Consider the following 22,248-nt stretch of genomic DNA (forward strand, 5'->3'; position numbering starts at 1 on the left):
CCAATCGAGGGTGTCGCAAAACTCTCTCCGGCGTGGGAACTCGCTGACTCCCGTCATTGCCGACTTCATTCTCGTCATTCCCGCGAAGGCGGGAATCCACACTGACTCTCCACCAGAACCATACTGCCCGGTGTCCCCCTGGCCTTGTCATCCCCGAGAAGCCAGAGATCCACCGTTGGCGCTGGATTCCCGCCTTCGCGGGAATGACGACTTCAGAGCATGAGAACGAGCTGTTGAAGTTTTGCGACACCCACACAGAGCGTGGAAACGAGTTGTTGGGCTTTTGCGACACCCTCGATTGGGCGAGGGTTTACGACGATTTTGCTAAGAGGAGTCATTATGCAGGAACATATCAGGCAGCTTTTGTTATACGGATGATCCTTGATAAAAGCGTCTGGAAGTTGCATTTATATTGCTGATAGAGGCGGTTGTTTCTTGAGGGTCTTAATGGCTATCACAATTGCAATCGTTACAGTCATCACAGTGCTCGCTGTAATAAGCCCGATTCCCAAACCAAAAACTGCTGCAGAAAGTTTTCCGGATGATTTCCTGGACAATCCGAAGGACGATGGCGATTCCTTATACAATATGGCGGCAGGGGGTTTTTGATGGTTGTAGTTTCCAGGATGCAGAAAAATTTCCTGCATCTGAACATGCCGACTCCCCTTCTCACTCTCATAATCCTGAACGGACAGATAGACTTTATTGCCCACAAAAACCGGTCGCATAGACTTTACTGCTGCCGGTTTGAATGTGGTATCGAAACGATTAATGTTGGCCTGATCTTTATAAGTAACTACAGACATTTGTCCATCACTGGTGTAGATAATGGCGTGCGAATAATCTTCCGTTGTCACCAACCTGACAGTTGCAAACGAACCCGATGTGCGGGAAGGAAAGCCAACGCTATCGTCAATCATAAAAGCACTATCCATCTGGCCATTTTCAGTGGCGAACCGGCGAATAGACAGTTGCTCTTTCTCAGGGCTAAATGTTGCAACGTAGACTTGGTCTTTTTGTATCAGGATATCCTGCTGAATATTGACTCTGTCGATGTTATTGGTGGGTATTATCTCTTTCCCGCTGTCTCCAAAAGTGGCAATGGGGCTTAGTTGACTACTATCGAACTGCCTGATAAACAGTTGATAGGATGTATCTCTATCACTTTTGCCCGTTACATAAAGGCGTTCACCATCCGGGGAAAGCCTTAGACTAAGCCCTTGTTCCTCATCATATTGGCCACTGCTTTCGGCATAATCTATAGGATAAAAGAGCTGCTGCTGGTGGTAATGGCCAATAAATATGTTGTCATCGACTGTTCCAGTTAAATACATGAAACCCTGATGATGAGTAGCATCATTAATTTGCAGATTTTCAGGGAATAAGTCGTTATTAACGGTGAATTGTGCCTGGTATCCCTGGATAGCACTTAACGGGAACTCGAGCAGAGTCGTTTTTCCTGAATCTGTTGTTACAACAAGGTTAAGGAAGGAACCAGTTGTTTCCTGAATAACCTGTCCTACCAGTGACTGGGAGGGATCCAGCATTATGGCGTGGTTGTCAGAGGGGGTGTATTTCATAACGCCGCACAAACCAAATTGTTTATCCAGTTCGGTGCCTTTATAGCGTGCCAGAATAACCCCTTCCGAAAGTTCTTCATAATGTGTTCCAGGCTGGATGACAACGTATATCCGCTGGGTTACCGGGTCGTACGCCTGGTAGAGAGGTGTGCCCTTCAGTGGCGGACAGTTATCCAGCGGATTGGCTGAATGGGTTGTGGAGGATGTACTATCAGGTAAGGTTGTATGCAACAATTTTTCTGATGGTGACTCCGAATCAGGTAAAGTACGAGCCCCGAGTGTAGTGTCCAATTCGCTGATTGAATGCTGTGCAGATGACGATTGGGCCGGAGATGAAGTTTCTGACGCTGACTCCGAATCCGATAAGCTATGGGGTCTGGAAGCAGTGCTTAATGAAACGGTTGAGAGCCGAGCAGACGACGATGGTGTAACCGACGGAGTTGCCACGATGTTCTTATCCTCGCGGCAGTCAAATCCTCCTTGTGTGCAATCAATTCCAGCCAGTAGTGTTTGTGGTTTGTAGAAAACTTTTGGAAACGGTAAATAACCATCCCGTCCGTTCCAGATAGTACGATTGAAAGAGGTAGCATCTGTCTCACCACCAGGATCAGCAAACTCATTCAGGACGGTGGGAAACTGGTTATTTGTCTGTTGGGTACCATCTATTCGGGCAAGGTCACGGTAAGGGGTGTTAACGCTTTTGAGCATCGGCAGCTGTGTTGCATCACCGGCATTCCAGAGTGTGCTGTTCAAACCACTCAGGTCTGATTTGAGAGCAGTTTTTGACAGTCTTTTGATTCCTGTATTTCGTCCATCATCACCTAAACTAGCCGATTGATTCTTTGTGAAAGTATCCAGGTTATTCTCAATACGATCTGTCATCCAGATTCTTGCCACTGCCCCGCTCAGATAGAGACTTCCTTCCTGAGCTTCAACCGGCCCCGTATTGACATTGTTGTAAAGCGAGGTCGAATAAAAGCTGGCCTTTCCGGCAATACCACCGACATAGCCACCAATATCAGATAATTTAATTGCTCCGGCATTAAGGTTGTCCCGAATGATTCCACCTTCAGTACCTCCGGCAATACCTCCCACTGAGCCGCCAGCACTGACAGTCCCGGCATTTACATTTTCAACAACAGAACTCTCGTCCACTTGCCCCGCTATTCCACCCACATGTGTTGGAACATACTCTGAAAAAATGTTGCCAGTATTGAGGTTTCTGCTGACCATGGTTTGCCCGGAGGCCTGCCCCACTATTCCGCCCTTGCCTCCTGTTTTTATAGCGTCGACTAATCTCGAATTTATGGACATTTTTCCGGTGTTAAGATTATCTAATACCCTGGCCGTTTCTGCCTTTCCTGCAATTCCCCCGGAATTTTCGGTATATCTGACAGTGACCCCGCCGGTATTCATATTATTGTTAGCAGTACTGTTATTTTTCAGTGTTCCAACAATGCCACCTGCGGGTGAGGAATGCCAAAATCCGGAGATTATTTTTCCGGTATTCAGGTTATTTGAAACAGATGATGTCTGATTGGCCAATCCGGCGATTCCGCCTGTGCTGCCTCCAAAAATTGTGGTGACGGTGCCGGTGTTTACACTATCGCGTATGACGCTGTCAGAAACACTGCCCGCCAAACCGCCGGCGTCACTGCCGTAACCGGTCGTTTTGATCGTTCCGGCATAATTAACCACCTCTTCAATTATGCTGCCTTTCAAGTCTCCCACAAGCGCACCTGTCGGGCTCACAAATCTGGAACTCCTTACTTTTGGCCGTTTAATCAGGATCTGCCTGATGACACTGTTCTGTAGTGACCCGAACAAGCCAGTGGCAGTGCCATAATGTGAAGTTGAAACCTTGAGGCCGGAAATAACATGTCCGTTGCCTTCCAGAGTGAGGGAAAACGGAACGGATTTATTGCCGACGGGTTTCCAGACAATTTGGCTCAGGTCAATATCACTGATTAACCGATAGCAACCTTTGACCGGGTGGTCAGCATTCAGATATTGCCTGAAATTATTATTGTCCAGCTCAATAGTGCTGGCCCAATTGCTTCCGTTTGAGAAACAGACGACAAGTGACAGTAATAGTACAGAGAATTTTTTTTGATAGTCAGGCTTTGCCTGATTTTGATCTTTTATCAGGCTTTTATCCATTGCGGCAATACCATGGAGATAATGATAATAGGTAGGTTTATATAGACTACTCAGAGTCATCATGCCGACTGGCCTTGTTATTTGCCCGTTTCTTCAGGGTCGCTACTTACGGGTTTTCATTCCTGACCTTTTAAACTTGTTGATGGCCAGGACGACTGCAACCGCCGTTGTAGCGACTGCAGCGCTTCCTGCAATAAGCTCAGTTCGCCAGTCAGAAATCACCGCAGACGATTCTGCAGACCATAAAGCGACAGAGGGTTTTTGACGATTGTAGTTTTCAAGACCCAGAGAGATTTCTTGCATCCGAACCTGCCGACCGCCCTCCTCAGTATCAGGGTTTTCAATGGCCAGGTAAGCTTTATTGCCTACAAATACCAGGCGCATAGATTCTACCGCCGCAGGCTTAAATCTGGTGTCAAAACGATGGACGTTGACCTGATCTTCATAAGTAAATACAGACAGTTGTCCATCGCTGTTGTAAATAATGGCGTGCAGATAATCTTCCGTTGTCATCAGCCTGACGGTTGTAGGTGAATCCGGGGAGCGGGAAGAAAAATCAATCCAGTCATCAATAATAAAAGTACTATCCATTTCTCCACTGTCAGCGGCAAACCGACGAATAGAAAGTTTCTCTTCTCCGGGACTGAATGTGGCAACGTAGGTCTGGTCTTTTTGTATCAGGATGTCCAGCCGACAGTTGACCGTGTCAATGTTACTGGCGGTTATCAACTTTCTATCATCTTTTTCAGAAGCAGCAGCGGGATTTAGTTTTACGTTGAATTGCAATCGGTATCTCTGGTTGGCCGTTAACGGGAACTCGAACAGGGTCGTTTTTCCTGACTTTGTTGTTGCAATAATATTGAGGGAAGAGCCTGTGGTTTTGTGAATAACCTTTGCTGACAGAGACGGGTATGAGCTCAGTATTTTGGCGTGGGGGCTAGAGGTTGTATAAGTCACAATGCCGCACAAACCAAATTGTTGATCCAGTTCAGGGCCCTTATAGCGTGCCAGAATTATACCTCCAGGAGCCGATTCAGAAGACGGTTCAGCTTTAATCACAACGTATATATGCTGGTTTTCCGGGTCATAGGTTTGCAAGAGTGGTATGCCTTCTGGTGGCGGGCATTGACTTGAGAGGCCGGGCGAATGGGGTGGCAAAGGCTGTGTGGATGTTGGAGTCTGCGAGATGTCATTGTCTGTACTGCAGTCAAATCCTTCTTGTGTGCAGTCAATCCCGGCTAATAAGGCTTGTGATTTGGAGAAAACGTGTAGAAAGGGTAAGTAACCATCCCGAGCGTTCCAGACATCAGGATTAAAAGAGGTGGCATTTGAAACACCACCGGGGTCTGCAAACTCACTCAGAACTGTCGGCAATTTGTTACCACTTATTCGGACCAGTTCACGGTAGGGGATGTTAATGCCTCTGAGCATAGGCAGCTGCGATTCATTACCGGCATTCCAGAGCGTGCTATTCAATCCGGTCAGGTTTGATTTGAGATCACTTTTCGATAGTCTTACGACACCTTTATTACGTCCACTGCCTCTCTCACTGGTCCATTGGTACTTTGTGAAAGTATCCAGATTATGCTCAATACGACCTGCCTTCCAAACTCTTGCTGCGGCCCCGCTTACGTAGCTGAAGTTTCGCTGGGCTTCAACGGACCCTGTGTTGACATTGTTGCACACTGTGGCTGAAAGGGTGGCTGCCCCGGAAATAGCACCTATATGACCACTAACACCTTTCGTTGTGATTGCTCCGACATTCAGGTTGTCCCTTACGCTAGAACCTTCAGCTTCTCCGGTAATACCCCCGGCGGATGCCTGAGGGCCTTGAGTAGTGACAGTTCCGGCATTGACATTTTGAGCAACAGGAGCCTTGACCACATCCCCGGCTATTCCACCTGCATAGGTACGCCAATACTTTGTAGAAATGCTACCCGTATTGAGATTTTTGCTGACCAGAGTTTGCCCGGAGGCATGTCCCACTATTCCACCACTGCTACCACCTTCCCCGCAGCAGAAGCAGAAGCTTCGCAAATAATCCGAGGCAACTTTTCCGGTATTCAGGTTATGTAATACCTCCGATGCTTCTGCTTGTCCTGCTATCCCACCGGAATATTCGGTATAGCCAACATTAATTTCACCGGTGTTTATATTGTTGTTAGCAGTACTGTTGTTTTTCAGGGTTCCGACAATGCCACCGGCAGGCGAGGAGGAATATAAAATTCTGGAGGTTATTTTTCCGGTATTCAGGTTATTAGATATGGAAGATGTCTGATCGGCCCAGCCAGCGATACCACCTGCGCTGGCAGCTCTGATCGTCAGGACGGTGCCAGTATTTACACTGTCGTGTATAACGCTATCAGAAACACTGCCCGCCAAACCTCCGCTATGACTACCAGGACCGCTCGCTCTGACGATTCCGGCATAATTGACCACCTCTTCAATCCTGCTGCCTTTCAATTCTCCCACAAGGGCACCTGCCGGGCTTGTAAATCCGACAGTGCTCACTTTTGGCTCTTTAAACAGGATCTGCCTGATGGTGCTGTTCTGCAGTGACCCGAACAAGCCTGAGGCTGTGTTATCGGCTGACGTTGAAACCTTGAGTCCGGAAATAACGTGGCCGTTGCCATACAGTGTGAGAGAAAACGGAATGGAGGTGTTGCCGATGGGTTTCCAGGGAGTGAATTGGCTCAAGTCAATATCACTCACTAGCTGATAGTGACCTTCGACCGGGTGGTCGGCATTCAGATGTTCTCTGAAATTATTATTGTTCAGCTCAATAGTGCTGGCCCAATTGTTTCCGTTTGAGAAACAGACGACAAGTGACAGTAATAGTGCAAAGGATTTTTTTTTATAGTCAGGCTTTGCCGATTTTGATCTCTTATCAGGCTTTTATTCATTGCAGAACTACCATAGAGATAATGATAATAAGTACGTTAATGTAGACTATTCAGAGTCATCATGCCGACTGACTTTGTATTTGCCCGTTTTCTCAGGGTCGCTACTTACGTGTTCGCATTCCTGACCTTTTAAACTTGTTAATGATAAGGATGACTGCAACCGCCGTAGTAGCCACTACAGCGCCTGCTGCAATAAGCTCAGTCCGCCAGTCAGAAATCACCGCAGACGATTCCGAAGACCGTAATGCGACACAGGGTTTTTGACGATTGAAGTTTTCAATGCCCAGAGAGATTTCTTGCATCTGAACCTGCCGACCGCCTTCCTCAGTATCAGGGTTTTCAATGGCCAGGTAAGCTTTATTGCCTACAAATACCAGGCGCATAGACTCTGCTGCCGCAGGTTTAAATCTGGTGTCAAAACGATGGACGTTGACCTGATCTTCATAAGTAAATACAGACAGTTGTCCATCGCTGTTGTAAATAATGGCGTGCAGATAATCTTCCGTTGTCATCAGCCTGACGGTTGTAGGTGAATCCGGGGAGCGGGAAGAAAAATCAATCCAGTCATCAATAATAAAAGTACTATCCATTTCTCCACTGTCAGCGGCAAACCGACGAATAGAAAGTTTCTCTTCTCCGGGACTGAATGTGGCAACGTAGGTCTGGTCTTTTTGTATCAGGATGTCCAGCCGAGAGTTGACCGTGTCAATGTTACTGGCGGTTATCAACTTTTTATCATCGTTTTCAGAAGCAGCAGCGGGATTTAGTTTTACGTTGAATTGCAATCGGTATCTCTGGTTGGCCGTTAACGGGAACTCGAACAGGGTCGTTTTTCCTGACTTTGTTGTTGCAATAATATTGAGGGAAGAGCCTGTGGTTTTGTGAATAACCTTTGCTGACAGAGACGGGTATGAGCTCAGTATTTTGGCGTGGGGGCTAGAGGTTGTATAAGTCACAATGCCGCACAAACCAAATTGTTGATCCAGTTCAGGGCCCTTATAGCGTGCCAGAATTATACCTTCAGGAGCCGATTCAGAAGACGGTTCAGCTTTAATCACAACGTATATATGCTGGTTTTCCGGGTCATAGGCTTGCAAGAGCGGTGTGCCTTCTGGTGGCGGGCATTGACTTGAGAGGCCGGGCGAATGGGGTGGCAAAGGCTGTGTGGATGTTGGAGTCTGCGAGATGTCATTGTCTGTACTGCATTCAAATCCTTCTTGTGTGCAGTCAATCCCGGCTAATAAGGCTTGTGATTTGGAGAAAACGTGTAGAAAGGGTAAGTAACCATCCCGAGCGTTCCAGACATCAGGATTAAAAGAGGTGGCATTTGAAACACCACCGGGGTCTGCAAACTCACTCAGAGCTGTTGGGAATTTGTTACCACTTATTCGGGCCAGCTCACGGTAGGGGATGTTAATGCCTTTGAGCATCGGCAGCTGCGATTCATTACCGGCATTCCAGAGCGTGCTGTTCAATCCGGTCAGGTTTGATTTGAGAGCACTTTTCGATAGTCTTACGACACCTTTATTACGTCCACTGAATGTCTCACTGGTCCATTGGTACTTTGTGAAAGTATCCAGGTTATGCTCAATAGGACCTGCCCGGTACACTCTTGCGGCTGCAGGACTGACATAGGACCACGCTCCCTGTTGTGCCTCAACCCGCCCCGTATTGACATTATTGTAAACTGAGGCCAAGTGGGCCGCAGCCCCGGTAATACCACCTACGTGGCCATTAACGCCTTTCGTTATGACTGCTCCGGCATTCAGGTTGTCCTGAACGCTTGTACCAACCGCTTCCCCGGTAATTCCTCCGGCAGATGCCTGATTGCCGTGAGTCCTGACAGTTCCGACATTGACATTTTGAACAACAGGCGCGTTGATCACGTCTCCTGCTATTCCACCTGCATAGGTACGCCAACGCTTTGTAGAAATGCTACCCGTATTGAGATTTTTGCTGACCAGGGTTTGCCCGCAAGCATGCCCCACTATTCCGCCACTGCTTCCACTTACACTTCCAACTAACCTGGAGTAGGCTCTCGAATAATCTGAAGATATTTTTCCAGTGTTGAGGTTATGTAATACCTTGGCTGCTTGTGCTTCTCCTGCAACCCCCCCGGAATATTGGCTAAAGCCAACATTAACTTCACCGGTATTGACATTGTTGTTAGCAATGCTGTTGTTTCTCAGAGCTCCGACAATGCCACCGGCAGGTGAGGCATATAAATTTCTGGAGGCTATTTTTCCGGTATTCAGGTTATTTGACAGGGACGATGCCTGAACCGCCAATCCGGCGATACCGCCTGCGCTGGCATCTGCGGTCGTGATAACGGTTCCGGTGTTTACGCTGTCGTGTATAATGCTATCAGTAACACTGCCCGCTACACCTCCGGCATGACTGAGAGAACCAATGGTTTTGACGGCTCCGTCATAATTGACTACTTCTTCAATCCTGCTGCCTTTCAACTCTCCCACAAGGGCACCTGCCGGGCTTGTAAATCCGGTACTGGTCACTTTTGGCTCTTTAAGCAGGATCTGCCTGATGGTGCTGTTTTGCAGTGACCCGAAAAAGCCTGAGGTCGTGTTATCGGTTGAAGTTGAAACCTTGAGTCCGGAAATAACGTGGCCGTTGCCATTCAGAGTGAGAGAAAACGGAACGGACGCATTGCCGATGGGTTTCCAGAGAAATTGGCTCAGGTCAATATTACTGGTTAACTGATAGTCACCTTTGACCGGATGGTCAGCATTCAGGTATTGATTGAAATTATTATTGTTCAGCTCGACAGTGTCAGCCCAACTGCTGCAGTCCGGAAAACAGGCGACAAGCGACACTAATAGCAAAGACGATCTTTCACCGACAGTCAGGCTTCTATTCATACGGGTACTGCGATAAGAATAATGATAACAACCACTCGAGTCTGTATGTATAGACTACGGGGCGTCATCATGCAGAAAGATTCCAGGCACCCCATTGACTGGGTCAGAGTCGCCTTGAAGCTGGCAGAAGAAAAATCCGAATGGTTTTTAAGGCTGGCTGCTGTTGCTATTCAGTCGCTCAACCGGCTGCGTAACATCGCCAGAGCTGCATTACCGGTCAGGGCATTCTGTTCCTTACTGGCCTTCTCGCCGAATCCTGTATATTCCAGGTCTTCCTGTGGCAGTTCGTCGAGGAAACGACTGGGTGTGGTATCAATGATTTCACCGTACTGCTTTCGCTGCCCTGCCAGCGTCATGGTCAAAGTCTTTCTGGCGCGGGTGATGCCGACGTAAGTCAGTCGTCGTTCTTCTTCAATATTGTCTTCTTCAATGCTGGTACGGTGGGGCAGAAGGTCCTCTTCCATACCCATCATGAATACATAGGGGTACTCAAGCCCCTTGGAAGCATGAAGCGTTAACAGTTGTACCTTGTCGTTATCTTCTTCCTCTTCCTGCCGTTCCATCATATCTCTGAGAATCAGTCGGGCGATGGCATCTTCAACCGTAGCATCTTCGTCGCCTCTTTCGAGAGTCTGTTGCAGTGAGTCAATCAGGAACCAGACATTGCCCATGCGTTTCTCTGCCCCTGCAGGCGTTGCTGTGGTCTGCATCAGCCAGTTTTCATAGTCGCAGTCGTTAATCATTTCACGGATGGCGGCAATGGGGTCTTCATCGGTCTGGCAGCGGCGGGATACCGAATCCAGCCACTGGGTAAAGTTGCGTAGCTTCTCGACATACTTGGGCGACAGGTCTTCCTGAAGACCCATTTCCTGCGAGGCAGCGTACAAACTCAGGTTGTGAGTACCGGCGTAATTGCCCAGTTTTTCCAACGTAGCAGGGCCTATCTCCCGACGGGGGATGTTGACAACACGCAGGAAGGCGTTGTCATCATCCTGATTCACCAGCAGTCGGAGATAAGCCATCATGTCTTTGACTTCAGCGCGGGCGAAGAATGAAGTGCCGCCATTGATGCGGTAAGGAATTTGATGATGCTGAAGCTTCATTTCCAGCAAGCGAGACTGGAAGTTGCCTCGATACAGCACCGCGTAATCTTTCCAGTGGGTACCGTTTTTTAGTTTCTGGGTCAGTATTTCGGTAGCAATGCGTTCACATTCCATCTCGTCATTACGGCATCGAATAACCCGAATAGTCTCCCCCATGCCCAGTTCGCTCCACAGCGTTTTTTCAAACACGTGGGGATTATTGGCAATCAGGGTATTGGCCGCTTTCAGGATACGGCTGGTGGAGCGGTAATTCTGTTCGAGCTTGATAACTCTTAACGAAGGATAATCGTCCTTGAGCAGTGCCAGGTTTTCAGGACGGGCACCACGCCAGGCGTAAATGGACTGATCATCGTCACCTACCACGGTGAGTTTGCCCCGGTCTCCTACCAGTCGACTGATCAATTCATACTGGGCACCATTGGTATCCTGATATTCGTCGACCAGCAAATAGTGGGTTTTGTTCTGCCAGCGCTCCAGAACTTCCGGATGCTCACGGAACAACATGACCGGTTGCAGAATCAAATCATCAAAATCGACCGCATTAAAGGCTTTTAACGTGCGGTTATAATGTTCATAAACCCGAGCAGCGAGTTGCTCGTTGGGCTGACGGGCATTGTCCATGGCCTGTGGGGGCAGAATCAGGTCATTCTTCCAGTTGGAGATCATGTGCTGGACGGCATCAACGCTCTCTTCGTCTGATCCCATTTCCCGCTGCATCAATTCGCCTATCAGAGCGTGGGCATCCTGGGCATCAAAAATGGAAAAGCCCGGCTTGTATCCCAGCGTCTTGCATTCCTTGCGGATCAGGTTGAGCCCCAGGTTGTGAAAGGTTGAAACCGTCAAGCCGTAGGAGGCCCTGCCCTTGACCAGTCTGCCGACACGCTCTTTCATTTCCCGTGCGGCCTTGTTGGTGAAGGTCACGGCAATGATATTGCGGGCATTGATACCACATTCCTGAATCAGGTAAGCGATTTTGGTGGTGATCACACTGGTTTTGCCACTGCCCGCACCGGCCAGAACCAGCAAAGGGGTATCAATGTATTTGACGGCTTCGGCCTGTCGGTCGTTGAGTCTGTGCACGGGGGGTCGCTTTGGTGTTGTGTCTTGAGCTGAGAGGATCAGTATATCAGGAATCTGGCTGTACCGTTGTCTGTTTTAAAATTGACATAAAGGCTCTCTGGCACCATTCTGGTCACAGGATCAATATAACAATGACAAAAATTCAAGTGGTTTTTGAGCCTATGAAATTTCGTTTTATTTTCAGTGTGCTGTCACTGCTGTCAGTCTCTTTAACTGCTCAGGGTACTTTTTCTATTGTTGCCGTTGACCCTGTTACCAGAGAAGTTGGGGCTGCCGGGGCAACCTGTTCTCCTCTAAGCGCCTTCCAGCGTACAGAAGCCGATTTTTTATCACGACTGCATCCGGGCAAAGGTGTCATCGTGAGTCAGGCTTTTTACCACGAAGTCAATCAGCAAAATGCCAGCAAAAAGATGGATGAGGGTATGAGTCCCGAGCAAATCATTCGCTGGCTAAAGGCCAATGACGTGGATCAATTCCCATCCGCCCGGCAGTACGGCATTGTCGATTTTGATGCTGCCAATCATCCACGGTCTGCTGCTTTTACGGGAGAAGATGTCTTTATTGCAGATGGACATCGTACGGGAAACCATTATGTGATTCTGGGAAATTCTCTATTACATGAAGCAGTATTGGATAATATGGAAGATAGTTTTAACGGTACCCAGGGCAGTCTGGCTGATAAACTCGTGGCCGCCATACAGGGCGCTAATTTTGCTGGTGCCGATCGCCGCTGTTCTTCTAAAGGGGTTTCCTCATTATTCTCTTTTTTGGTGGTTGCCCGACCTGATGACACCGAAGAGAACTACTACGTCGATTTGGGCGTAGCGTCCGTTCCCGCAGGTGTCGATCCGATCAATGAGCTTCAGGCTCAGTTTGACAAATGGAAAGCATCTATTTCCGGGAAGCAGGTGCATCAAGACCTTTGATATCCTCCCCGTCGTAAAAATATTCTGCTTCCCATGCTTCATCGTGGGAACGAATCAATCACGTTCCCACAGACCAGCGAGTTTTGAGTGCTTCAGGAGTGCTTCCACTTCTGGGTTCTGTTCAATAGCAATTTACCCAACGTCATATGAGCTATCTTGACGCAGGCTGCGGTTGCCAGAATCAAAACCGCCATGGCTGCGGCCGGGCCTGTTTGTCCGGCATCTTCCATATTCATTACAGAAACGGAAGCCAGCATAGTATCCGTGGAGTAAAGGAAAACAACAGCCGACGTGGTGGTCAGGGCGTTGACGAAAAGGTAGATCGCTATATCCAGCAAAGCAGGCGTGCAGACCGGCAGGGATACTTTCAGGAAAGCTTTATACTGTGGAATCTTGAGTGATGCGGCTACCTGTTCGATCTCGGCGGGTAACTTCTTCAGAGCGGTCAATGCCGTCAGGTGCCCGACAGTGAAATAGTGGGCCACGGTGTTGATAACCAGAATAGCCATGGTTCCATAGAGTATACCCAGCGGATTACCGGCCTGATTAAAGAAGAAGATATAACCCAGACCCAGCACCATACCGGGTACTGCCATCGGCAACATGGCCATAATGTGGATAAAGTGCCTTAGTATGGGGGGTAACTTACTTTTTTCCACATTGTAAGCGGTAATGAAAATAATCAGGGTTCCGGCAATAGCCGTATAGAACGCCATTTCCAGAGAGTTGAAATAGGGTTCCCAGCCATTGGCACTGAACCTTTCAAACTGATAGTTGTTCCAGGATAGCTCCATATTCCAGGGCCAGAAAGTGACCAATGAGCCATAAATCGCCATGCCCACCACGGCCAAAATGGCCAGAGAGACCAGGCTACAGAGCAGGAAGAAAATGCTGTCCTTCACGGGGTTTCGCTCGGGCTGGAAATTGACTGAGCGAGCGCCAAACAATTCCTTCTGTTTTTTCTGCACTCTGTGATCAATCACAAAAGCCAATAGAGCGGGTATCAGCAAAAGCACACTGATGACAGCGCCCATGGCAAAGTTCTGCTGACCGGCGACCTGTTTATAGATGTCGGTAGCCAGTACGTTATATTGGCCACCAATCACTTTCGGGACACCAAAGTCGGTTACGACCAGGGTGAATACGACAGTGACCGTGCTGATCAAACCAAACTTGGCAGCTGGAAGCGTGACTGTTGTAAACGTTCTGAATGGAGAGGTACCCATGGAGCGAGCTGCTTCATAGAGTCTGGCGTCGGATGTTGAAAGCGCCGTGGTAAGAATTAGCAGTGCATGGGGAAAGGTCCAGAAAGCCAGACCCATAACAATACCGGGCAGACCATAAATAGAGTGACCAAACAGCAGGTCTACAGCCACCCCCTGATTACCAAACAGATAAATCATACTGATGGCAGGCAACAGGGAAGGTGCCAGTATGGGTAACATGCCCATTACTTTGAAGAGCGGTTTCAAAGGCATCTGGGTTCGTGTCAGTCCGTAAGCAAACAGGAATGACAAGCTAACGACTATTGTCGTAACAATAACACCGACTTTCAGCGTGTTGCCAATGGAATGACTCAGGGCCGGGTTGCCAAGATACTCAGCAAAGTAACTCAGACCAATAAACGCCCCATTGCTGTCCTGAACGCTTCTTGCCAGCATGGCCAGGAGTGGCAGAAGCAGTGAAATGATCAGATAGAGAGCAACCGCTCCGATGACCAGCCCAAGAATCCATTGATCCCTGCTGATGGCTGGCAGCAGAGGCTTCCGGCCCAGTGCTGGAGAGTTTGCATCCGCTGGGGTGTGTGTAGATAGACTCATATTTAAAGCGGGCTCATCATGCTGCAGGGAAGACATGGATATGTTTTTCACTCAGGGACAACCGATTCTGGCTCCCCGGTTCCAGCTTAAGGCCAGCCAGCTGGTGGACAGGTACATCGACTTTAATCAGTCGCTCACTGCTCCAGCCAACAGGGCTGCACTCTGCACGAACAAAGGAGCCCTGAAACTCCAGACTTTCAACACTGACTGGCAAAGCAGACTGACCTTCACTGAAGCTCAGGTCTTCCGGACGAATCCCCAGAATCACTTTTCTCGTTGTTGACTCAGTCACTGGCAGAGAGAGTGGCTGGTTGGCCAGTACGACCTGATTCTTTTTGTTGGTATCACCTTCCAGAAAGTTCATGGCGCCAACAAATTCAGCAACGAAGCGAGAGGCTGGCTGTTTGTAAATTTCTTCCGGTGTGCCTATCTGTTCTATGTTTCCGTGATTCATCACCACGATGCGATCAGCCATAGCCATGGCTTCTTCCTGGTCATGGGTCACTATAATGGTGGTAATGCCCAGTTTTCTTTGCAGCTTACAGATCGTTTCCCGCAACTTGATTCTGACTTTGGCATCCAGGGCCGAGAGGGGTTCATCGAGCAACAACAACCCCGGAGAGAGTGCCAGAGCCCTTGCCAGTGCTACACGCTGTTGTTGACCGCCAGAAAGCTGAGAGGGAAATTTGGGGCCGGAATCCTGCAGGCCGATAATATCCAGCCATTGGTTCACGCTGCCCTCAACTTCACGTTTGGATTGACCCTGGTTTTTCAAACCAAAACCGATATTTTCTGAAACACTCAGGTTGGGGAACAGGGCATAGGATTGAAAGACAATGCCGAAGTCTCTTTGTTCAGGTGGGAGTGCTGTTATGTTGGTGCCATCCTGCCAGATCTCTCCCTGTTTACAGGCTTCCAATCCGGCAATCATTCTCAACAGCGTCGTCTTTCCGCAACCCGAGGGGCCGAGAAAACAGATGAATTCACCCTTATTAACGGACAGGGAAATCTCTTTGAGAGCGGTGAAATCGCCGAAGCGTTTCCCCAGGTTTTCGATGGTGAGAAAGGGTTTCATAGCGTTAACTTCCTAAAGCTCCAAACCTGAAAAGCCGTTTATTCCCGTTGGGGAATAAACGGCACTTTCTGTGTAACTAGTGTGATATCACGACTTGGGTTCGGACATATGATCGAAACGCTTGGACCACTCAGCAAGTACAGTCTCACGCTCACTGGCCATTTCACCAAAGTCCAGATCCACCATGGCGCTTTCTACATCTGGATAGTTAGGTACTTCTTTACGGACGTCTTTGTGACCGACAACGGGGTAAGCCTCTACATAATGCTCATTCGCTTCCTGGCTGAGAGACCAGTCGATCAGTTTTTTTGCAGCTGCAGCCTTGTCGGTACCTGCAACCAGACCCACTGACTCCACATCCCAGCCAATGCCACCTTTTGGCAGAATCAGATCCAGTGGCGCGCCCTGGCTTTTCAGTTGAGCTCCACGAACTGCCATGGAAATACCAATAGCCACTTCACCCATGGCAGCCTGAACACAGGGCTTGGAACCTGAGTGAGTGTATTGGGACATGTTGTTGTTCAGCTTATCCATATAGGCCCAGCCTTTGTCTTCACCCATGCTCTGCAGCCAGGCGGAAACCTGCATATAGCCAGTGCCGGAAGAGGCCGGGTTAGGCATGGCAATCTGGCCCTGATAGACCGGATCAAGCAGGTCTTGCCAGGATTGAGGCTTGGGCAGTTTTTTGGCTGCGGCTACCGCTTCGTTGTAGCAAATGACATTGAAATAGGCCTGGTTGCCAAACCAGGCTTTAGCGGCATCAGGATCAACCAGCTGAGTCTTGATTTGATCCAGACCTCTGGGCTTGTAGGTGCCCAGTACGCCTTCGTCCTTCAGCAGTGCCATGCTGGAACCGGCCAGACCCCATACGACGTCTGCCCTGCTGTTATCTTTTTCTGCCAGCAGTTTAGCGGTCATGATACCGGTAGAGTCCCGTACCCATTTGATGCTGATATCGGGATTATCCTGCTCAAAGGCTTTCTTGTAGCGATTCAGAATGTCGGTCTCAAAAGCAGTATAAACCGTCAATTCCACAGGAGATGCAGCGAAAGATGAAGCGCTGAAAATTGAAGTTGTTGCCAGGGTCAGGGCTGTCAGGTGTTTTTTCATGGAGCTCTCTCCAGTCGGATAATCATTTTGTTCTGGCTAAGACCAGAAGGGATATCGCGATTCTACGAGAGAGAAATGACTAAAATATTACAGATCTTTTTCGACTCTGTGACAGTTTCCTGCAACATGGCCAACTCCTGGTCGTCGGAGGCTGTGCAATCAGGCGGCGGTTCGGCAGAGTGCCCAGAACCAGGGCGGGGTCTTTGGCACCATTATTACGGTGGCGGGGATTGGGGCTGCTGCGCTGTTTTAGTCGCCGGGCAGCCAGTCGTCATCTGTGATCTGTTCAAAGGTCCATGGGCATTGGCCGGGAAAGCTTTTTTTGCTCAGCTTCTGGCTTTCACTGCGAGCGTAATTGTTCATCTGCTTAACCGCTTGCCGACAAGCATCGGAATATGCACCCGCCAATAACTCCACGATCATGGGCTGTAAATGAGGGTGTTTTGAAATTTGCTTTTCAATCGCTGCTCTGGAATTGTAGATACTTGGCATCCACGTCTGGACAACCTTATCCTCTACCCACAAATCTTTCAGAATCCGTTTCTGATAATCGTATTTGAGAAGATGTAAAACCAATACCGATAAATGAGACTCAAGAGTATCTCTGGTACTGCCCATTTCGTACTCCATCGCCTCCAACAGATTGTCAATGTCGAGTTTGTGAAATTGTCGCTGAGCCAGCAGCTCCCGTTGCTGGCTTAGCCAGGCGGTGTAGTCGGTTTTGTATAAATCAGTCATCATCAGCCTCCGGCAGCCAGCCATCTTCCATGATTTCGTCATAGGTCCATGGGCACTCAGACGGGAAAGCGTCGGGTCTGCACTGCATCTCGTTGGCAGCAAGCTTTCGGGCGTACTGATAGGCTTTTGGCAAAATCTCGTCCAGTTTACTATTGAGAGCGGGATTTTCTTCAAGCTCATGCTCAATGGCAATACGTTGTTTACTGATACTGGTTGACCAGCTTCGGAACCATTGATCCATCTCATGCAAATCATTTTTTTTACGCTGCATCTGCCATTTAAGCGAGTGCATGAGTAATTGAGACAAACGGCTCTGTACTGAACGATAACGGGCTCTACCCATGTCCTCAACTTCCTCGACCAGGTTGTCCATATCAAGTTCATCGAAACGGCCTTGCCTGATAAGCTCGGCTTGTCGATAAGACCATGTGTAGAAATCAGTGTCATACAAGTTTTCCATAAATCACCTCCATTGCCCTACCACTGTAGGCAAATAACATAGGGGAATCAAAATGAATTGCTAAAGCACAGATGCTTTTGCCGGGGCTTTGCCCGTGGTTTTGGGCTGGTCAATTTGGTCATTGATGCCAGGGAGAACCGTCAATATCGCAAAGAAATGATGGGTTTGCTGAAAGATTTATCGAATGAGCGTAAAACCCCGTACTTTAATAGGGTGTCGCAAAACTCTGGTTCCCACGGACCAGCACGGGAACGAGTTTTTGGAGTTGTGCGACACCCTCTTTACGACAGGGAGGATGTCAAAGGATGTTTTCAATATTCTTTTCTGCAATGCCGGGAGCCAGGGTCATGCCCTTGCCACCGATGGCCGTGAGAAAATGAATTTTGTCGTCTATATGATCCTGGTAGTAGTGATCGGTTTTACTCTGGCAATAATAACCTGCCCAATATTCCGCGATATCCCAGCAAGGAAGCTCAACAATGTTTCTGGCTTCTGTCAGCATCCGTTCATTGATGGATTGATTCATTGTGAAGGAGAGTTTCTCTGCCTCGCGGGCATCGGCGTACTCGTGTGAGTCGCCAATGATGATGGACCCGTCAAGCTCCTGTTTGAACAGAATATGTATCCCGTACTTATCCAGCTCTGAGTCTTTTTCTCCGGCACTCCAGGAAGGCAAGTTGCGAAAGCTCTCATAGCGTCTGATAGTCCTGCCCGAAAGCAAATTGCCATTGAGACTGACGCTCTTCAGTGGTTTGGTACGCATCATTTGGAGCTTGACCAGCTCAATATCACTGTTGAGAAAGCGTGATGGAAACAGGGTTTTGAAATCATGCCCGTTACAGACTATCGCTTTTGAAGCCCGGTATTGCTCACCAGCTGAATCCATACTGATGACTTCATCCTGCCCGGTTTCCATGCTGATGATTTGGGTGTTGGGTCGGTATTCAACGGTGTATTCCTGCTGAATAAACTCAATGATGCGGTAAATCAGTTGCAGGGGGTTAACACTGAATTCCTCCGGGAAGTACAAGGCACCTTTTGCATAACTTTTCTTGACGGCAGGATTGGCACGTATAACCTCGTCAATACTTAGCAGTGATGAAGGGTAGCCCGTTTGCTGATTTCGTTGGTGTAGCTCTTGCAACATGGCCAACTCCTGGTCATCGGAGGCTATATACCAGCTGCCATTTCTTCGGGCTGAAATATCAAACTGATCTTGCAGGGTCTGATAAATGCTCAGAGAGTCCAGGGCGGTCGGCAGCAGGTCTGCTGTCATGCCGGATGGAACAACCATGCCAAAGTTTCTGACGGTGGCCTGTACCGGTTGACTGTCTTTTTCAACCAGCAGTACCTTATACCCCCGCTTCGCAGCAGCGAAGGCGTGAAAAGTGCCAAGAATACCTGCACCGACAACCATTAAATCGTATTTCAAAGGTGTCTCCCTGTGTTCAAATGTGCTTAAGGATATCGGCCAGGCTGTCGAGCACCAGCGTTGGAGCGGCTGTTGCCAGTTGCTCCCGGGTCTGGGCGCCTGTAGTCACGCCAACCGTGATACCGCAGTGGGCGTTTTTTCCTTCCTCGATGTCAATGGCTGAATCTCCGGCTTTAAGTACCTGTGAACTGTCGTGAATACCGGTTTTCTCCATGGCCAGCTCAATCATGTCCGGTGCTGGTCTGCCGTTTGTTACATCATCCGCAGTGATCAGGGTGTCGAATTCGACCCCGGGCAGCCAGTTCATCTTTTTCAGCAGGCCTGTTGCTACCTGGTGGCTATAGCCGGTGTTGAGTGCGACTTTGATGCCTTTTGCCCGCAGCTCTTTCAAAAGTTCGGGGACGCCGTCAAAAGAGGTGACTGCCAGTTCTTCATAGGCCCGTGTCAGTTGTTTTTTAAAGGACTGGAAGATTTGTTCCGAGTCCGAGTGGTCAAAGCCTTTGGACGACAGGGTATCTTTTATGGCCTGATGCTTCTCTTTGCCTGCGCCATGCTCAAGGACTTCGTCCAGAGTGAAATCGTAGCCTGCGTCGACAAGACTCTTCTGAACGGTTTTGTAAACGACGTTGTCTTCATTGACCGTAGTACCAGCCATATCAAAAACCGCGAGTTGAATTTTGTTCATTGTGACCTCTTCTCATTTTTCAGATTCGGAAATTAAAGGGTTTGGACGTTCAGTAAGAAAATGGCTCATACCATTGGCACCAGCAGGTATTAATGACTCTCAAGTCATGGGGCTCACAGTGGTGTCAGCGGCTATAACCACCGCATCCTGCCGCCAATACTCAAAGTCACAGTCAATCAAGACATTCGATTGATCGTAGTTTGTTCGCTCAACCAACAAACCGGAACTGCCCGTGGTGACCTTGAGGTGCAAAGAAGCCTCGGCATTCAGGCCTACCGGGTACAACCTGAAACTGACCCGGGCATACTGGCGGTTATAATGCTCCTGATAGATATCGGAGAGTGATCGAGACAGATCATGCTTGAGCAGATCCGGGAAGTAGGCAGGGTTCATGTAATTTTCAACGTAGAGGACATTTCGCCCATCCACTGAACGAAGGCGTTGCAGCCGATACACAGGGGTCAGAGCTGGGATCTGAAGTAGCTTTTGAACCCTGGGCGGTGCTGGTACCCGTTCAGCATGGATCATCCGGGTACCGGGTACTCTGCCCTGGCGGGTAACGATGGTATGAAAGTTAGCATTCACCGTAGGGTCATAGGTCACTCTTTGCGGAGAAACAAACCAGCCTCTGCGATCTTCGCGATAGACCAGTCCGTCGGCTTCCAGTGATGACAATGACTCTCTGAGAGTAATGCGGGTGGTACCGAATTTTTCACTCAGCAATCGCTCCGAGGGTAGCTTGCTTCCCGGTTTTAATGCCCCGCTTTCTATCTGCTCGTTCAGGGCCGTGCGAATGATTTGATACTGATTTTTTCCCTGTCCCATAAATACTATTCTCTAAGGGTCAATGGATTTTCAACTGGTATAGACCATACTAAACGACTTTTATGACAATTAAATGATCGCTTTTATGACAATTAACTATTTGCTTGACTGACGTTGGGGGAGCTCTTTTAGCTGTTGTTTCCAGACTGGTATGAATGTGAAATTTTTATGAAGAGTGGTCGCTGGGTATTTACAGAAAAAAGTGTCTCCATCATGATTTTGTACCAATTGGTATATACCAGACGATTGAAATTTCTGTTTCTACAGGTGTCTCATTAAAGTCATGTCTACAAAAGAAGTGCCCACTGTGAAAGAAAAGAGCCTGGAAAATCCTTATCTTCTGTTGACTCCGGGACCCCTCTCAACCTCTGCCAGTGTCCGCGAAGCGATGCTGCGTGACTGGTGTACCTGGGACGATGATTACAACCTTGGCGTGGTTGAAGAGATCCGCAGTCAGCTGATTAAACTGGCCTCGGATACTGATGACTACACCGCCGTTCTCATGCAGGGTAGTGGTACTGCTTCGGTAGAAGCAACCGTCGGGTCGGTTATCTCTGATGAAGGGAAATTACTGGTCATTAACAATGGGGCTTACGGTGCCCGTATTGCCCGGATTGCCGAGTATCTGAATATTCCCCACAGTGTTCTGAATTGTGGTGAGATTAATCCGCCGATGCCGAGGGAAATTGATCAGATACTCTCTGAAGATAAAGCCATCACTCATGTCGCCATTGTTCATTGTGAAACCACAACAGGCATGCTGAACCCTGTTGAAGCAGTCGCACAGGTGGTGAAGAAACACGACTGTATTCTGATTGTTGATGCCATGAGCAGCTTCGGCGGTGTGCCGATTGACCTTGCCGGGCTGGGTATTGATTTTCTGATCAGCTCTGCCAACAAGTGTATTCAGGGCGTACCCGGTTTTGGCTTTGTTATAGCTCGTCGTACTCTTTTGTCCCAATGCAAAGGCCTGGCCCGCTCTCTGTCTCTGGACCTCTATGATCAGTGGCAATGCATGGAAAAGAATCACGGTAAGTGGCGTTTTACTTCCCCCACCCACACCGTAAGGGCTTTCCATCAAGCCCTGGCAGAGTTGATTGAAGAGGGGGGCATTGCTGCCCGTCACAAGCGCTACGCCAGCAATCAGCGTTTGCTCGTCCAGGGTATGAGTGAGCTGGGCTTCCGGTGCCTGTTAGACACTGAACTGCACTCTCCGTTTATAACTTCATTTTACTCCCCCGAGCACCCCGATTATGAATTCCTCCGCTTTTATGAGCAGCTGAAAGGGAAAGGTTTCGTCATTTATCCCGGTAAAGTCTCTGATGCTGACTGTTTCAGAATTGGCAATATCGGGGAAGTGTATCCGGAAGACATCAGCCGATTGATTAAAGCCGTTTCCGAAAGCATGTACTGGCAGGAACAGTAATACTGTCAGGGTGTGAACCTGAAAGTAAGCGCTGACTGATAGATGATCT

15 protein-coding genes are annotated in these 22,248 nt (G+C 48.7%); 3 read left to right on the forward strand and 12 right to left on the reverse strand.

What is annotated here, in order from left to right; translation table 11 throughout:
• Positions 1-10 precede the first annotated feature (10 nt).
• Positions 11-223: a hypothetical protein gene (locus ACOJUO_RS10890; RefSeq protein ID WP_422136718.1), complete on the forward strand. Its 213-nt coding sequence runs from the start codon at positions 11-13 to the stop codon at positions 221-223.
• Positions 224-407: 184 nt separating this feature from the next.
• Here the strand turns inward: ACOJUO_RS10890 and ACOJUO_RS10895 are convergent, their stop codons facing one another.
• From ACOJUO_RS10895 to rep, 4 genes are all read right to left on the reverse strand, one after another.
• On the reverse strand, positions 408-3,803 hold the full coding sequence (locus ACOJUO_RS10895; protein WP_422139787.1) for a hypothetical protein: 3,396 nt from the start codon (positions 3,801-3,803) through the stop codon (positions 408-410).
• Positions 3,804-3,842: 39 nt separating this feature from the next.
• Complete coding sequence (locus ACOJUO_RS10900; protein ID WP_422139788.1) at positions 3,843-6,452, reverse strand: hypothetical protein; 2,610 nt, start codon at positions 6,450-6,452, stop codon at positions 3,843-3,845.
• 292 nt (positions 6,453-6,744) lie between these two features.
• Positions 6,745-9,519, reverse strand: coding sequence for a hypothetical protein (locus ACOJUO_RS10905; RefSeq protein ID WP_422139789.1), 2,775 nt, complete (start codon positions 9,517-9,519; stop codon positions 6,745-6,747).
• Between the two features lie 170 nt (positions 9,520-9,689).
• The gene (gene rep, locus ACOJUO_RS10910) at positions 9,690-11,702 is read right to left on the reverse strand and encodes a DNA helicase Rep (RefSeq protein ID WP_422139790.1); all 2,013 of its coding nucleotides are present in this window, start codon (positions 11,700-11,702) and stop codon (positions 9,690-9,692) included.
• Positions 11,703-11,833: 131 nt separating this feature from the next.
• Here rep and ACOJUO_RS10915 point away from each other — a divergent pair, with 131 nt between their 5' ends.
• Positions 11,834-12,628, forward strand: coding sequence for a DUF1028 domain-containing protein (locus ACOJUO_RS10915; protein WP_422139791.1), 795 nt, complete (start codon positions 11,834-11,836; stop codon positions 12,626-12,628).
• Between the two features lie 92 nt (positions 12,629-12,720).
• Here the strand turns inward: ACOJUO_RS10915 and ACOJUO_RS10920 are convergent, their stop codons facing one another.
• From ACOJUO_RS10920 to phnR, 8 genes are all read right to left on the reverse strand, one after another.
• Positions 12,721-14,499, reverse strand: coding sequence for a putative 2-aminoethylphosphonate ABC transporter permease subunit (locus ACOJUO_RS10920; protein ID WP_422139792.1), 1,779 nt, complete (start codon positions 14,497-14,499; stop codon positions 12,721-12,723).
• A complete protein-coding gene (locus ACOJUO_RS10925) occupies positions 14,465-15,523 on the reverse strand; it encodes a putative 2-aminoethylphosphonate ABC transporter ATP-binding protein (RefSeq protein WP_422139793.1) in 1,059 nt (352 codons plus the stop codon). The genes ACOJUO_RS10920 and ACOJUO_RS10925 overlap by 35 nt, the downstream gene beginning before the upstream one ends.
• 87 nt (positions 15,524-15,610) lie before the next feature.
• A complete protein-coding gene (locus ACOJUO_RS10930) occupies positions 15,611-16,633 on the reverse strand; it encodes a putative 2-aminoethylphosphonate ABC transporter substrate-binding protein (protein WP_422139794.1) in 1,023 nt (340 codons plus the stop codon).
• Positions 16,634-16,882: 249 nt separating this feature from the next.
• The gene (locus ACOJUO_RS10935) at positions 16,883-17,374 is read right to left on the reverse strand and encodes a DUF29 domain-containing protein (protein WP_422136727.1); all 492 of its coding nucleotides are present in this window, start codon (positions 17,372-17,374) and stop codon (positions 16,883-16,885) included.
• A complete protein-coding gene (locus ACOJUO_RS10940; RefSeq protein WP_422136728.1) occupies positions 17,364-17,831 on the reverse strand; it encodes a DUF29 domain-containing protein in 468 nt (155 codons plus the stop codon). Before ACOJUO_RS10940 ends, ACOJUO_RS10935 begins: the two co-directional genes overlap by 11 nt.
• 298 nt (positions 17,832-18,129) lie before the next feature.
• Positions 18,130-19,263, reverse strand: coding sequence for a TIGR03364 family FAD-dependent oxidoreductase (locus ACOJUO_RS10945; protein WP_422139795.1), 1,134 nt, complete (start codon positions 19,261-19,263; stop codon positions 18,130-18,132).
• Between the two features lie 16 nt (positions 19,264-19,279).
• Positions 19,280-19,948, reverse strand: a complete 669-nt coding sequence (locus tag ACOJUO_RS10950) for a phosphonatase-like hydrolase (protein ID WP_422139796.1) — start codon at positions 19,946-19,948, stop codon at positions 19,280-19,282.
• A 99-nt stretch (positions 19,949-20,047) separates the two neighbouring features.
• The gene (gene phnR, locus ACOJUO_RS10955; protein WP_422136731.1) at positions 20,048-20,773 is read right to left on the reverse strand and encodes a phosphonate utilization transcriptional regulator PhnR; all 726 of its coding nucleotides are present in this window, start codon (positions 20,771-20,773) and stop codon (positions 20,048-20,050) included.
• Between the two features lie 283 nt (positions 20,774-21,056).
• On the opposite strand from phnR, the gene phnW reads away from it, so the two are divergent.
• Positions 21,057-22,199, forward strand: coding sequence for a 2-aminoethylphosphonate--pyruvate transaminase (gene phnW, locus ACOJUO_RS10960; RefSeq protein ID WP_422139797.1), 1,143 nt, complete (start codon positions 21,057-21,059; stop codon positions 22,197-22,199).
• The last annotated feature ends 49 nt before the right edge of the window (positions 22,200-22,248 follow it).

The organism is Endozoicomonas sp. ALC020 (assembly GCF_049275935.1).
Taxonomy (GTDB): Bacteria; Pseudomonadota; Gammaproteobacteria; order Pseudomonadales; family Endozoicomonadaceae; genus Endozoicomonas_A.

Excerpts from the sequence above, each read along its gene's own strand:
- ACOJUO_RS10895 (WP_422139787.1), bottom strand. The coding sequence starts at position 3,803 with ATGATGACTCTGAGTAGTCTATATAAACCTACCTATTATCATTATCTC.
- ACOJUO_RS10905 (WP_422139789.1), bottom strand. The coding sequence starts at position 9,519 with ATGAATAGAAGCCTGACTGTCGGTGAAAGATCGTCTTTGCTATTAGTG.
- ACOJUO_RS10915 (WP_422139791.1), top strand. The coding sequence starts at position 11,834 with ATGACAAAAATTCAAGTGGTTTTTGAGCCTATGAAATTTCGTTTTATT.
- ACOJUO_RS10925 (WP_422139793.1), bottom strand. The coding sequence starts at position 15,523 with ATGAAACCCTTTCTCACCATCGAAAACCTGGGGAAACGCTTCGGCGAT.
- ACOJUO_RS10930 (WP_422139794.1), bottom strand. The coding sequence starts at position 16,633 with ATGAAAAAACACCTGACAGCCCTGACCCTGGCAACAACTTCAATTTTC.
- ACOJUO_RS10935 (WP_422136727.1), bottom strand. The coding sequence starts at position 17,374 with ATGATGACTGATTTATACAAAACCGACTACACCGCCTGGCTAAGCCAG.
- ACOJUO_RS10940 (WP_422136728.1), bottom strand. The coding sequence starts at position 17,831 with ATGGAAAACTTGTATGACACTGATTTCTACACATGGTCTTATCGACAA.
- ACOJUO_RS10950 (WP_422139796.1), bottom strand. The coding sequence starts at position 19,948 with ATGAACAAAATTCAACTCGCGGTTTTTGATATGGCTGGTACTACGGTC.
- phnR (WP_422136731.1), bottom strand. The coding sequence starts at position 20,773 with ATGGGACAGGGAAAAAATCAGTATCAAATCATTCGCACGGCCCTGAAC.
- phnW (WP_422139797.1), top strand. The coding sequence starts at position 21,057 with ATGTCTACAAAAGAAGTGCCCACTGTGAAAGAAAAGAGCCTGGAAAAT.